The sequence below is a fragment of the Bibersteinia trehalosi genome (assembly GCF_004346205.1).
GTDB classification, from domain to species: domain Bacteria; phylum Pseudomonadota; class Gammaproteobacteria; order Enterobacterales; family Pasteurellaceae; genus Bibersteinia; species Bibersteinia trehalosi.
Window position 1 is genome coordinate 212045 of record NZ_SMAM01000002.1, and the last position, 14956, is coordinate 227000.

The 14956-nt window shown below is 40.6% G+C and carries 10 protein-coding genes and 1 CRISPR repeat array (1 of these 11 only partly in view); of the genes, 6 read left to right on the forward strand and 4 right to left on the reverse strand.

Annotated features, from left to right (window positions below; genetic code table 11):
* Positions 1-37 precede the first annotated feature (37 nt).
* Positions 38-1192 (forward strand): hypothetical protein, encoded by a 1155-nt coding sequence (locus EDC51_RS02960; protein WP_131928128.1) that lies wholly within the window; start codon positions 38-40, stop codon positions 1190-1192.
* Positions 1193-1437: 245 nt separating this feature from the next.
* Here the strand turns inward: EDC51_RS02960 and metK are convergent, their stop codons facing one another.
* A complete protein-coding gene (gene metK / locus EDC51_RS02965) occupies positions 1438-2592 on the reverse strand; it encodes a methionine adenosyltransferase (protein WP_131928129.1) in 1155 nt (384 codons plus the stop codon).
* Positions 2593-2871: 279 nt separating this feature from the next.
* Between metK and EDC51_RS02970 the strand changes: the two genes are divergently transcribed.
* From EDC51_RS02970 to EDC51_RS02980, 3 genes are all read left to right on the forward strand, one after another.
* Complete coding sequence (locus EDC51_RS02970; protein WP_015432814.1) at positions 2872-3786, forward strand: homocysteine S-methyltransferase family protein; 915 nt, start codon at positions 2872-2874, stop codon at positions 3784-3786.
* 12 nt (positions 3787-3798) lie between these two features.
* Positions 3799-5208, forward strand: a complete 1410-nt coding sequence (locus EDC51_RS02975; RefSeq protein ID WP_015432815.1) for a basic amino acid/polyamine antiporter — start codon at positions 3799-3801, stop codon at positions 5206-5208.
* Positions 5209-5367: 159 nt separating this feature from the next.
* A complete protein-coding gene (locus EDC51_RS02980; protein WP_131928130.1) occupies positions 5368-6141 on the forward strand; it encodes a DUF998 domain-containing protein in 774 nt (257 codons plus the stop codon).
* A 73-nt stretch (positions 6142-6214) separates the two neighbouring features.
* Here EDC51_RS02980 and ispC read toward each other — a convergent pair whose 3' ends face one another.
* From ispC to relA, 3 genes are all read right to left on the reverse strand, one after another.
* Positions 6215-7405 (reverse strand): 1-deoxy-D-xylulose-5-phosphate reductoisomerase, encoded by a 1191-nt coding sequence (gene ispC / locus EDC51_RS02985; protein WP_131928131.1) that lies wholly within the window; start codon positions 7403-7405, stop codon positions 6215-6217.
* An 82-nt stretch (positions 7406-7487) separates the two neighbouring features.
* A complete protein-coding gene (locus EDC51_RS02990) occupies positions 7488-8408 on the reverse strand; it encodes a glycosyltransferase family 2 protein (RefSeq protein ID WP_131928132.1) in 921 nt (306 codons plus the stop codon).
* Between the two features lie 8 nt (positions 8409-8416).
* A complete protein-coding gene (relA, locus tag EDC51_RS02995) occupies positions 8417-10627 on the reverse strand; it encodes a GTP diphosphokinase (RefSeq protein ID WP_015432819.1) in 2211 nt (736 codons plus the stop codon).
* Between the two features lie 298 nt (positions 10628-10925).
* Between relA and hemA the strand changes: the two genes are divergently transcribed.
* Together hemA and der are read left to right on the forward strand one after the other, a co-directional pair.
* Positions 10926-12239, forward strand: coding sequence for a glutamyl-tRNA reductase (gene hemA, locus EDC51_RS03000; RefSeq protein ID WP_015432820.1), 1314 nt, complete (start codon positions 10926-10928; stop codon positions 12237-12239).
* 320 nt (positions 12240-12559) lie between these two features.
* Entirely contained in the window at positions 12560-14077 is a 1518-nt protein-coding gene (gene der, locus EDC51_RS03005; RefSeq protein WP_025266960.1) for a ribosome biogenesis GTPase Der, read from the forward strand.
* A 269-nt stretch (positions 14078-14346) separates the two neighbouring features.
* Positions 14347-14956: direct repeats of the CRISPR family, unit length 32 nt; unit sequence CCAGCTACGTACGCGTAGCTGTGAGTTGAAAC (it continues 420 nt past the right edge of the window).

Here is a 14956-nt window from a genome sequence, read left to right on the forward strand (position 1 = left end):
ATTGTATTTTCAACACACATTACATTTCTTAATTACCATGAAAAAATTATCTCTTACGCTAGTTAGCCTATTATCAACCTCGTTATTTGCTCAAATACAACTTAGCCCTTTTCCTATGCAAGCCATTGGAAAAGCAGCGCAGCTAGCTGTTTCTGATAAAGATGAGCTTTTTATTATCAATACTCAAGGAGAACTCTGGCAAGCAACGCCAATAATGAATAAATTAAGCGATGGTTTCTCAACCCAAATTGCACCAAGCGTGGCGTATAACCGTGTGGCAGGAGCAGATAAACAAGGTAATTTCATGCTATGGACAGCAAAGCAACTTTATACCTCCACCATTCCTTTAGCTAAACAGGCGGGTATGCATCCCCTTGCCTTTGCGACCATTGCCGTTAGCAAACAAGGAAAACAGCATAAACTGGTACGAATTGAAACCAAAGGCACGCAAGCAGAAATTATCGCAATGGCAAGTACAGAAGTGCTACCTGATGCTCAACCAATGCAAATTGATTTTAAGCATTCAGCGCCAAATCAAGGACACATTGCGATATTGGCAAAACCTGATAATTCAACTTATTTACATGGCGTATTAGGCGATGCGATAGAAGCTGCCGAAGTGCAATATTTAGAACGTCATACACTTGAGCCTTTGGCCGAAGGACTTAGTATGAAAGGTTTAGTTTTTGAAGCCAATCGTTTCGAACATTTCGCCACAAACAGTGGTGCGAAATTGGTATCCGTCATGTCTGGGAATGGAGAAGGAGGCAGAACGGTATTAATTGGCGAGCAAAATGGCAAATTAGTGCTAGAACAAAGTAGCTCTCCTCTGCCAAACAATCGTTGGCAATCACCATTTGTGTTTAATCGTAAACTTTATGCGGTGCAAATGCCTCATCTGCGCGGGAAATTAGTAGAATATACCCCACAGGGTGCAAAATTAGCTGAACATTTCATGCAAGACGGCTTTAGCAACCATCGCTACGGCGAATATGAAACAAATCTCGCCGCCAGCGCATCACATTTTGCAGTTTTGCCATTACGGGATTATCGCCATATAGCAATACTCGACTCTCAAGGTCAACTCCAAACATTGGCGCAAACATTACCTGCCGAGATTCGAAAAACCAGAGCAAGCAAAGACAGCGTATATTTACTCTTAGAGAATGGTCAAATTTGGCTAGCGCAATAGCCATGCACGGAAATATAAAAAAGCTAAATCAAGTTTTAATTCAGCCTAAAGTATGCCGCAAGCGCTCTTATTTCCCTAAAATTCTGCAAAACAAATAAAAAAATCCCCAAGTATTGCTACTTAGGGGAAACTGATGAATAAAGTTTTCTTTTGTTGTCGACTGTTTATCAGTTGCTACTTGCTACCAATAAAACTTCCCCATTGTAAAAAAAAAAACGGTTGTCAACAATTTTTTCATACTCACTTTATTTTAATCCTGCTGCTTCACGCAATTCTGCGGCTTTGTCGGTTTTTTCCCAAGGGAAGTTCTCACGACCAAAGTGCCCATAAGCTGCTGTTTCACGGTAAATTGGGCGAATTAAATCTAACATTTTAATTAAGCCGTACGGGCGTAAATCAAAGAATTGATAGATTAATTTTACTAACACGTCATTTGCCACCTTACCCGTGCCAAAGGTTTCCACCATAATTGAGGTTGGCTCAGCCACCCCAATGGCGTAAGAAAGCTGAATTTCACAGCGGTCAGCAAGACCAGCAGCAACAATATTTTTCGCAACATAACGCGCAGCATAAGCCGCTGAACGATCCACTTTTGATGGGTCTTTACCAGAGAATGCACCTCCACCGTGACGCGCTGCACCGCCATAAGTATCTACGATGATTTTACGTCCGGTTAGACCGCAGTCCCCCATTGGCCCGCCAATCACAAAACGTCCTGTTGGGTTAATAAAAAATTTAGTATTTTGACTTAACCATTCGCTTGGCAGGATAGGCTTGATAATCTCTTCCATCACACCTTCATACACCGTTTTTTGATCCACATCTTCTGCATGTTGAGTAGAAAGTACTACGGCATCAATTCCGACAATTTTGTTATTTTCGTAAGCAAAGGTTAATTGGCTTTTCGCATCCGGACGTAACCAGTTTAATTTACCGGATTTACGCACTTTTGCTTGTTGCTCCATCAAACGGTGCGCATAAGTAATTGGCGCAGGCATTAATACTTCGGTTTCGTTAGTAGCATAGCCAAACATAATTCCTTGGTCACCGGCACCTTGGTCTAACGGATTTTCACGATCAACGCCTTGATTAATATCTGAAGATTGCTTGCCAATCGCATTTAATACTGCACAAGAATGCCCATCAAAGCCCATCTCTGAGTGTGTATAGCCAATATCACAAATAACTTGGCGAGTGAGGTTTTCTACATCAACCCATGCAGAAGTGGTGATTTCCCCCCCCACTAATGCCATACCTGTTTTCACATAGGTTTCACATGCCACACGTGCTTTGGGATCTTGACGTAAAATTTCGTCTAATACCGCATCAGAAATCTGGTCTGCGATTTTATCTGGATGCCCTTCAGACACGGATTCAGAAGTAAAAAGATTAATTGCCATCGTGTTATATCCTATTAATGAATAAAGAAAGCAAGCGGTGTGTTTTGATAAAAAATCTGCAAAAAACACCGCTTGCACTAATTTTTTGGAAGTATTTCCATCTAGACGTCTAAATGATACCGACTTTAGCAAAGAATGCAAATAAATTTTTCTAATTGCCTATGCCAAATCATTTCATCTTTCAAACATTGCGTTTTTCTTTTTCTGTGCTAGATTATAGCTATCTAGCCGTCTAAACGGCTAATTAATATATTTCTCAATATGACATAGGAAAGCAATATGACGACACACATTACTATTTTAGATGGCGGTATGGGACGAGAGCTTGCGCGTGTTGGCGCCCCATTCAAACAGCCGGAATGGTCGGCCTTAGCCCTTTATGAAGCCCCTCCTGCAGTTATTCGGGTTCACCAAGATTTTATTCACGCCGGTGCCGAAGTAATTACAACGAACAGTTATGCCGTTGTTCCCTTTCATATCGGTGAAAAGCGTTTCCAAGCCGATGGATTTACACTGGCGAAGCTATCGGGACAATTAGCAAAACAAGCGGTCGATACTTCGACAAATTCTGCAACCGATAGTAAAAAAGTAAAAATCGCAGGCTCGCTTCCTCCGCTTTTTGGCTCTTACCGTTTCGACTTATTTCAAGCAGATCAAGTTGAACGCGTTGCTCGCCCCTTAATTGATGGTCTATCCGCTTATGCCGATTTTTGGCTATTTGAAACACAAAGCCATAGCCAAGAGGTGCTTTCAGTTATTCCTTTTCTGCCACACGATAACCGCCCTATTTGGGTGTCATTTACGCTGCAAGATGAATGCTTAACTGATACACCCTATTTACGCTCTGGAGAAAGGGTTGTTGATGCAGTAAAAGCCGTGTTAGAACAAGGTGTGCAAGCGGTATTATTTAATTGTTGCCAACCGGAAGTGATTGAGCAAGCGATTATCGCCGCCAAACAAGTGATTGGCAAAAAAGCCGTGCAACTGGGCGCCTATGCGAATGCTTTCCCGCCACAATCTAAAGAGGCAACCGCAAATGACGGCTTAGATGAAATTCGTACAGATTTAGATCCGAATGCTTATTTGGCCTGGGCGCAAAAATGGCGCAATGCAGGCGCAACAATTATCGGCGGCTGCTGTGGCATTACACCGGCGCATATTCAAGTTTTAGCCCAACATCTCAATTCAAATTAAGGAAACACAACTATGTCAAATAAAAAAATTGGGCTTATTTCGCTCACCGCGTTAGTCTTAAGTTCTATGATTGGCTCAGGCATCTTCAGTTTGCCACAAAATATGGCGGAAGTTGCAGGCGCTGAAGCTTTGCTCATCGGCTGGGGGATTACCGGTGTCGGGATTATCTTTCTTGGGCTTTCATTTTTCTTTATCTCCCGCCTACGCCCAGATTTAGACGGCGGTATCTACACTTATGCCCGTGAAGGTTTTGGCGAATTGGTGGGGTTTATGTCTGCTTGGGGATATTGGCTATGTGCAACCATTGGAATTGTGGGCTATTTAGTCGTGGCTTTTGAGGGCATTGGTACCTTTACCGATAGCGAAACCAATATCATTTTTGGGCAGGGTAACACACTTGCCGCCTTTATCGGAGCTTCAATCATCGTTTGGCTAGTGCATATTTTAGTAGCAAGCGGCGTAAAAGAAGCTGCATCAGTTAATTTGGTTGCAACGATTGTGAAAGTCTTCCCTCTTGTACTATTTATCGGCTTGGCCATTTGGTATTTTAGCCCAAATACATTTACACAAGATATTCAGGCGACCTCGCTTAATAATGGTGTTAGCGACCAAGTAAAAAATACTATGCTGATTACACTTTGGGTTTTCACTGGGGTAGAAGGCGCATCCGTTTTATCTGCTCATGCCAGAAAGAAAAGCGATGTTGGCTTGGCAACCGTGTTAGGGATTATCATAGCCTTAGTGTTGTATGTCGCGATTACGGTATTATCACTCGGTATCTTGCCTCGTGAAACAATTGCCAATATGTCTAATCCTTCAATGGCAGGGTTATTAGAAGCAATGATTGGTTCAAGCGGTAAGATTATCATCACACTTTGCTTAATTGTTTCGGTACTTGCCTCTTATGTAAGCTGGACAATGTATTCCGCTGAAGTGCCTTACCGTGGTGCAAAAAATGGTGCATTCCCCAAAATTCTGGATAAACTCAACGCTAATGATGTGCCGATTAACTCACTCTGGTTCACCGGTTTTGTCGTGCAATTCTGTCTCTTTTTAGTGTTGCTAACCGGCAAAAGCTATAATGCGTTGTTGTTAATTTCAACTTCAATGATTTTAGTCCCATATTTCTTAATTGGTGCCTATCTGCTGAAATTAGCTATTCAACAAAAAGCAAAATGGTACATTCAACTCACTGGTTTTATCGCTTCGCTCTACGGTCTATGGATTGTCTATGCTGCAGGGATTGATTATCTGCTACTTTCCGTATTGCTCTATGTGCCGGGGATTGGTTTATTTCTCTATTCTCGCCGACAACAACAAAAGGCACCTTTAACTACGGTGGAAAAAGTGATTTTAACCATCATTGCGTTGCTGTTTATTTGGGCGGTGTATCACAGCTTTACACAGGTAAACTGGGAATAATTATTCTCTTTATAAAGCGGTGGGGAGCAGATCAATCACAGCTCAAAACCTGCCGTTTTATTTGTAAAAATATGCTAAAATCTGAGCGCTTGTATTCACTTTCTAGGGTTATGAGTCCATAACCTAGGGAAACCCTATCAGACTTTTGATTATTTTTTTATGTTACTTGAACAACTGAGATTACTTATACGCAAAATAGCTGAATGCTATCAACGCCTAGAACACTATTTCACGAGCGGATCATTTGCTATTAAATTCTACCCTTTCTTAATGCATCCTTGCGTGCGTAATACCCGTAGCTTTACGATTAAAGTGTTTTCTGTGGTACTTATCTTTACTGGGCTATACTACTTCTTTGGTGAGCTAATTAGCATTTTATTTAGTGATGTAGGACTCTCATCATACACCAAGCATACGACTATTGAGCTGTTATTACCTAAAGACTTTGTCGTGAACGAAAAAAGCGGCTCGCTTACTCCGCTGTTCTATACAATGCAACTTGCTTTTCAGCTACAAGCATGGAACTTTATTCTCGGCTATATCATTTGTGTTACTTATATTACAGGACAAAAGCTGCGCTTACTTGGTGTGCTGTTTTCATTACTCTTTAGTATTGGTAGCTCAATTATTTCCGCTTCACAAGGTGGCCATTATAGTACTTTCGGTTATCTACAAAACTTGGGCTTTGAAGTGACGTTTTTGATAGGTAATTTAGCCATGGTTGCCATTGGTTTCGCAATCGATAACAATCACATTAAGCGTTTTAAATATTATAGTATTATTGCAGGATTAATCGGGCTAAGTTGCATAATAAGTACGATATTTATCACCACCGCATACACACCTTGGTTAGAACGAATAAGCATTTATAGCTTAATGATTTGGGAAATCTCTCTTGGCTTTGCCGTATTAAAAGCAATGGAATCAAAATAAAAAACAAGCGGTGCTTTTGTAAATTTCTTCTGCAAAAGCACCGCTTGTTTTTAAGGCTGCGAATTAATCACCTCTAGCATTGGAAAATTTGCTGTTGCGCAACTTCGCGCGCCAATTTGTCAATATGCAGCACATCTGCAATCTCTCGCACTGCTATTGGTGTAATATTTTCGACAGTTGCTCGATTCACGGCAACAATATCAGTAAAACGAATTTGCCCATTCAAAAAGGCATCAACAGCCACTTCATTTGCAGCATTCATTGCTGTTGTTGCATATTGCCCTTCTGTAAAAGCATCCATGGCGAGTTTTAAATTCGGATAACGGACAAAATCAGGCTCAATAAACGTCAGCTCTTTTAATTGGAAGAAATCTAACGGAGCAACACCCGCATGAATACGATCTGGGTAAGCCATTGTATGGGCAATTGGAGTGCGCATATCTGGATTCCCCATTTGCGCAATGACAGAGCCATCAATATAACGCACCATGGAATGGATAATAGATTGTGGATGAATAATAATTTCCATCTCATCAGCACTTGCATTAAATAGCCAGCGTGCCTCAATATATTCCAAACCTTTATTCATCATGGTTGCAGAATCAACAGAGATTTTTTTCCCCATCGACCAATTAGGGTGTGCAACTGCTTGTTCTGGTGTAATTGCACTGAACTCTGCTAACGGCTTAATGCGGAAAGGCCCTCCCGACCCCGTTAGAATAATTTTGCTCACGCCTAACTCGGCAAGTGGACAAAAACCAACTTTCTCTTGTGCCTCAGGTGGCAGCGATTGAAAAATCGCATTATGTTCGCTATCAACAGGCAGCAATTTTGCACCAGATTTTTTAGCTTCATCAATAAAAAGCTGCCCACAGGTAACTAAACTTTCTTTATTAGCAAGAAGCACCGTTTTGCCAGCTTGCACTGCAGAAAGCGTTGGTAATAATCCTGCTGCACCAACAATAGCAGCCATCACTTGATCAACCTCTGGATGAGCTGCAAGCTCACAAATAGCTTTCTGTCCTGCAACAACTTCACAATTTACATTGGCTTGCTTAAGATTTTGTGCAAGCTGTTTCGCTGCATTTTCATCATCCATTGCAACAAATTCTGGACGAAATTGCACCGCTTGTTCAGTCATTAAAGCAACATTTTTTCCGCCAACCAGTGCAAAAACAGCATATTTTTCAGGATTATGCTTAACCACCGATAACGTACTCTTACCGATAGAACCAGTTGAACCTAAAATAACAAGTTTTTTCATTTATTTTCCTTTTATAAATCACTTTTAAACCTAAGCTAAGTTGCTTTTCAATTAAATTACAACTGCCCGTAGTGCTTAAATATTATTTAAAATAATTCCATATGTTGGTTAAATTTTGCCAGTTTTGAGTTAAATAATTTTCGCACTCATGTCTTACTTCTGGAGGGAATTTATTTAGCATATTAAAAGCTGTGCGACATAAATTCAGCACTATATGTTTACCATCGTGATAAATACTCTCATCACTTAATAAATTATGTTGCTCAAGATACTGATTGATCAGTTCAATCATTCTAAAATGATCATAAAAGTAAGCTGGATTTATAGTAGTCGTTATGCTATTTGGGCGAATCCTATAGCAATAAACCCAAAATGGTAATTCAATTAATGTGGCATTAGGATCTATTGTGAGTAATTGCAAATAAAAAAGCTGATCTTCAGCCTTTATTCCTTCAATAAAATTGAGCTTATGTTTTAATAAAAATTCACGCCGTATCAATGTCCAACAAATTGCAGGGATCCACGTTTGTTGTACCATTAAAGATAACGTCTCTTTACCAGAAAGCAGATAGCCTTGATTAACATTATTATTAGCTTTTAATGTTGGTATGGCTAAGCGTTTACCTGTTAATTGTGCAACTTTTTCAGCTTGCAGGCGGATCATATCAACCCCATATTGATCTGCAACCCGAATAATTTCAGGAAAATGGTCGCCAGTAATATAATCATCTGAATCAATGAAATAGATATATTTTCCTTGAGCTAAGTTAATCGCTTTATTTCTTGCTGCGGATTGCCCTTTATTCTGACTATGAACTAATGTAATAAACGAGTACTTTTTCACATAATTTAAACAAATAGTTAAACTATCGTCTGTTGAACCATCATCAACTAGAATAATTTCTAACTCCACTCGCTGAGTCAGAATACTCTCAATGCATTCAGATAAATAAATGGCAGTATTATAGATAGGAATAATAAAACTGATTTTCGGTGATGTCATTGCTATTCCTAATTTGATAGCCGCTTAGCTTCAATCACATCATCAAGCTGCATAATACGCTTAAGTAGCTTATCTAATAATTCAATATTATTGAGTTCTACTTCAATATCAATAGTAGCAATACTACGTTTAATATCTGTGCGGCTAGCAACGCCAATCACATTCACTTTTTCATTTGCCATAATCGCGCTAACATCTCGCAATAGACCATTGCGATCATTGGCAATCACTCGAATCACTAAGCTAAAACCGCTAGTGAAATTCCCCCCCCATTCAGCATCAACAACTCTCTCAGGACTAGAGCTTTGTAAATCAAAAAGCTGCTCACAATCTGCTCGGTGAATAGAAATACCTCGCCCTTGAGTAATGTATCCTACAATTTTATCACCCGGAATTGGCTGGCAACAACGCGCAATATGGTGCATTAAATTCCCAACCCCATCGACAATAATCGCCCCTGCCCTGCCCGTTTTAGTTTGGGTATGCTGAGCTTTGTGTGCCATGTGTTTCAAAATTGCTTCATCGGCTTGTTCGGCACTCGTTTTTACCAATTTACCTTGCAGATAATTCATTAAGTTATTTAACTTAATATCACCGCCACCGATTGCCGCATATAGATCATCAAGCTGTTTTAAGTTATAACGAGGCAAAGCATAATCTTCAATTTGCTTTAAGCTGAATTGGTGTTTTACCATTTCGCTCTCTAGCATCTCTTTGCCAATTGGAAGATTTTTTTCACGATCCAGTTTTTTAAACCAAGCAATAATTTTCGAGCGCGCGCGCGGGGTATTGACGAATCCTTGGCTTGGATTCAGCCAATCGCGGCTAGGATTTGGGTTTTTCTGGGTAATAATTTCAACCTGATCCCCCATTTGCAGAATATAGGTAAATGGCACAATTTTGCCTGCAACTTTTGCTCCAATACAACGATGCCCGATTTCACTGTGAATGGAATAAGCGAAATCTAGTGGAGTCGCATTGCTTGGTAAATCAATCACCTCTCCTTTTGGCGTAAAAACGTAAACCCGATCATCAAAGACTTGTGAACGAAGATCATCAACCATCTCGCCAGAGTCTGCGATATCATTCTGCCATGCCAAGAGTTTACGTAACCAAACGATTTTCTCTTCATAGCCAGAACGTCCAGCGCCTGCTCCTTCTTTGTATTTCCAGTGCGCAGCCACGCCAAGTTCAGCATCATCGTGCATTTTTTGCGTACGAATTTGTACTTCAATAGGTTTATCACCTTTACCCAGCACAACGGTATGCAAGGATTGATAGCCATTCGGTTTTGGATCGGCAATATAATCATCAAAATGTTCAGGCAAATGCTTGTAATGACTATGTACGATACTTAAAGCGGTATAACATTCTTCCAAGTTTTGCACAATAATCCGTACAGCACGGATATCAAAAAGCTGATCAAAGCGCAGATTTTTCTTCTGCATTTTTTTCCAAATGCTGTAGATATGTTTTGGGCGACCATAAACCTGTACATTATCTATTTCTTCACCAATGCAAGCGGTCAAATGTGCGACAAAATCTGCAATAAACTGCTCACGATCCAAACGACGTTCAGCAAGATCAAATTTGGCAATTTGGCGATAATCTTGCGGATGTAATGCACGGAAACTGTAATCCTCCAGCTCCCATTTAAGCTGACCAATCCCTAAACGATTCGCAAGTGGCGCGTAAATATGCGAACACTCTTTAGCGGCTAGCACGAGATCTTCTTCACTATGATGCTCCGTATCTCGTAGGTAAACAATCCGTTCAGCCAGTTTTATCACCACACAGCGGAAATCATCAACCATCGCCAAGAGCATACGGCGAATATTATCAATTTGCAGATCAGAGGCGTTATTGGCATTTAGCTGGCGAATATTCTCCATTTCCAGCACACCTTTAACGAGGTTCTTAACCCCATTACCAAACTGCTCTTTGATTTGAGCAAGGTCTGCTATATTGTGCTTAACTAGCGGAAACAGCATCGCTGCGACCAAACTATCATCATCCATATTCAGTCCATGCAGAATTTCAACCATTTCCAAGCCTACCCACATAAGATGTAGCTGTTCGGTATCCAATTTTTCTTCTGCATAACGCCAAGCTGTTTGCAATTCATCAAAAGTGACAGGCGACATCTTTAAGCCTGCACTCCAACTCGCTAATTCAAAATTATTTGGGTCTAGCTGATGAGAATGACGAATTGCAACCATACTGCCTCCAAGCTGAGAATGTAAATCAAAAAATTGTGCGGATTATAGCGTAAATCCCCTCTGATTGTTCAGTGATTTTCTCTATATTTTTTACTTTTAAAGCGCAGATTCTATCTATTTATATCATCTAGATGCCATAGCATTATTTGCCATAAATCAAACCTATCAACACAATTATTTGCACCAACTTTTACAATTCATTAAAATGCTTGCAACTTCTTGAACGGCTGGTATCCAGCCGTTTTGCATTTTGAGTGTTCGTGTTGAAAACAGTTCTCAATCAAATGAGTAGGTAGGAATGACAATTTTAGCTCTTGGTATCAATCACAAAACCGCCAGTGTAAGCCTGCGCGAAAAAGTGGCATTTGTTGAAAGCAAACGCCAACTTGCTTTTGAGCAGATTAGCCAGCAAAATTTAGCGGAAAGTGCTGTGATCCTTTCTACCTGTAATCGCACGGAACTCTATTTCCATCAGGCAGATATTCCTCCGCAAGAAGATCACCCAGAAAACATAGCATGGCGTGAACGTTGCTTCCAATGGTTTGCTGAAATTCATCAACTCGATCATAATGAATTACGTCAATGTATCTATTTTAAGCAAAATATGGATACTGCTCGCCATTTAATGGAAGTCGCTTGTGGTTTAGATTCATTAATTTTAGGCGAGCCGCAAATCCTTGGGCAGGTAAAACAGGCTTATCAAGATAGTGAATATTTTTATCACCAACAAGGAAAATCTATATCAACCAACCTTTCTCGCCTGTTTCAAAAAACATTTTCTACCGCCAAACGAGTGCGTTCAGAAACAGAAATTGGTGCCAGTGCAGTATCCGTTGCCTATGCTGCCTGTGGTTTAGCTCGCCAAATCTTTGATGATTTCGCTAAGCTACGTTTTTTGCTCGTTGGCGCAGGAGAAACCATTGAACTTGTTGCTCGTTACCTCATTCAACACGGCGCTCAAAATTTGATGGTCGCAAACCGCACGCATATCCGTGCAGAAATGCTCGCTGAAAAACTCGAAACACCAATGCAAATTTTATCACTCAGCGCATTACAAGTTGGTTTAAATCAAGCAGATGTCGTCATTAGTTCAACAGGAAGTCCAGATCTGCTTATCAGTAAAGAAATGGTAGAAACCGCACAGAAACAGCGCCGCTTTGATCCAATGCTACTCATTGATATTGCTGTGCCACGCGATATTGATGAAAAAGCAGGCGAACTAGATAGTGTTTATGCTTATAGCGTTGATGATTTACAACATATCATTCAGCAAAACCTTGCACAACGCCAACAAGCAGCAGAACAAGCAAAAGAGATTGTTGAACAAGAATGCAAAGACTTCTTCGCTTGGCTGAAACAACAGCAATCAAGCCAACTAATTAAACACTATCGTCAAAATGCCGAAGAAATTCGTTTAGATTTATTAGAAAAAGCCCGCAATGCTCTAGAACAAGGGCAAGATAGCGAAAAGATTTTACAGGAACTCAGCTATAAACTGATGAACCAACTCCTCCACGCACCAACTTCTGCGCTACAAAACCTTGCTAAAGATGGCAATGTAAAAGGATTACAACGGTTTTCACAAGCATTAAAATTAGATGATATAAATTAAAGGCATATTGATATTTTAAAAGCCTCATCTAAACTCAGCTCTATACTATTTTTGCCTGTATCAAGCTAAATTCTAGCCATCGAATGTTACTATAGGCAATAGGACAATAGCCCCAAAAGCGAGCTGAGTAAAACTCGCCTAATAAACCTATCTCGAACTTCACTACTTACCTGTGCTTATAAGCTGAATTTTCTTCTCAATTCAGTTATGTTCTGTAGTTTCAGCCGGTCGCTCAAATTCGCTAAGCGCTGTAATTTTCTGTATAATGGAAAACGTTTTGCATAAAGCATACCAAATAAAAAAGTAAAGGAATAATATTTATGACCCCTGTAGTTGCCCTTGTTGGCAGACCGAATGTCGGTAAATCGACATTATTCAACCGCTTAACCCGTACTCGTGATGCACTAGTGGCAGACTTTCCGGGCTTAACCCGTGACCGTAAATACGGGCAAGCCAATATCGCCGGCCACGATTTTATCGTGATCGATACTGGCGGGATTGACGGAACGGAAGAAGGCGTAGAAGAAAAAATGGCGGAACAATCACTACTGGCAATTGAAGAGGCCGATGTAGTGCTGTTTTTAGTGGATGCAAGGGCAGGTTTAGTCCCTGCGGATATTGGCATTGCACAATACCTACGCCAACGTGATAAAACCACCGTGGTGGTAGCCAATAAAACTGATGGCATTGATGCGGATTCCCATATTGCTGAGTTCTATCAATTAGGGTTAGGAGACGTAGAACCTATCGCAGCTGCACAAGGGCGTGGTGTTACACAGCTTATTGAACAGGTGCTTGCCCCATTGGCGGAAAAAATCGAAGAACAAGCGGTCGAAAATGCGGAAAATTCTGCAAATACCACAGAAGAACAAGATGAGTGGGAGAACAACTTCGATTTTGAAAATGAAGAAGATACAGCTCTACTTGACGAAGCGCTTGAAGAAAGCGAAGAAGAGAGTGATAAAAATATCAAAATTGCGATTGTTGGTCGCCCGAATGTTGGTAAATCCACTCTCACTAACCGCATTCTTGGTGAAGATCGAGTGGTAGTTTATGACATGCCTGGAACAACCCGTGATAGCATCTATATTCCGATGGAACGGGATGGACAGCAATACACTATTATTGATACTGCTGGCGTACGTAAACGTGGTAAGGTACATTTAGCAGTAGAAAAATTCTCAGTAATCAAGACCTTACAAGCAATTCAAGATGCCAATGTAGTGTTGCTCACGATTGATGCCCGAGATGGCGTATCCGACCAAGATCTCTCCCTGCTCGGCTTTATTCTTAACGCTGGCAAATCACTGGTAATCGTGGTAAATAAATGGGATGGTCTATCGCAAGATATTAAAGACAACGTAAAATCAGAACTTGATCGCCGTTTAGACTTTATCGACTTCGCTCGGGTACATTTTATTTCTGCGCTACACGGCAGTGGTGTCGGCAACCTCTTTGATTCCATTCAAGAAGCCTATGCCTGTGCGACCAAAAAAATGACCACTGCAATGCTAACCCGCATTCTGCAAATGGCTACCGATGAACATCAACCACCATTGGTAAATGGTCGCCGAGTGAAATTGAAATATGCTCACCCTGGTGGCTATAATCCTCCAATTATTGTGATTCACGGTAACCAAATTGAGCGTTTACCAGATAGCTATAAACGTTATTTATCAAATTATTATCGCAAGAGCCTAAAAATTATCGGCTCACCGATTCGAGTGCTATTCCAAGAAGGTAACAATCCTTTTGCCGGCAAACGCAATAAACTCACACCAAGCCAGCTTCGAAAACGTAAACGCTTGATGAAGTTTATTAAGAAAAATCGGAAGTAACTTATTTGCACCTCAATATCCTTAGTATTGAGGTGCTATTTTCTATTGATTTTCTCAATATATCCTACCGATGTATAATTCGCTATCTCGGAGTTCTCTCCAAAATCGTATTAGGTTAGCGAATTTCATTTTTCCTCAATAATTCAATATGTTAGCCTATTCACGCTATTTTAGCTTTAACCTTATGCTATACTGAATCAGCCTATTTTAGGATATTAGCGAAAAAGAGGTTTTCGAGCCTTGATTTGTAATGCTTTTTACCATAGGCACCAGCTACGTACGCGTAGCTGTGAGTTGAAACTGCTGATGTCAATGCAAAATTAATGTCTGCTTTCCCAGCTACGTACGCGTAGCTGTGAGTTGAAACTCTTTGTTTGATAATTTTGAATGACAAACAGCAGCCAGCTACGTACGCGTAGCTGTGAGTTGAAACTGAATACACAAGCTAACGTTTTTGCTTTTGAAGCCCAGCTACGTACGCGTAGCTGTGAGTTGAAACAGCAAAGTTTAGAGAACATTTAGCGAAAGCGGGGACCAGCTACGTACGCGTAGCTGTGAGTTGAAACAATGCTGCTTTAAATTATCAATCATCTTATGAAGCCAGCTACGTACGCGTAGCTGTGAGTTGAAACAAATGATTCAAGCGATTTTCATTTTGATTAAGATACCAGCTACGTACGCGTAGCTGTGAGTTGAAACATTTTTATCTGATGTACCGGAAGAAGCGATCTATGCCAGCTACGTACGCGTAGCTGTGAGTTGAAACGTGAATGTTACCTTATGGGGAATAACATTTGCTGCCCCAGCTACGTACGCATAGCTGTGAGTTGAAACGTTGGATTACCAAAGAACAAGCCAAGCAGTTTATCCAGCTACGTA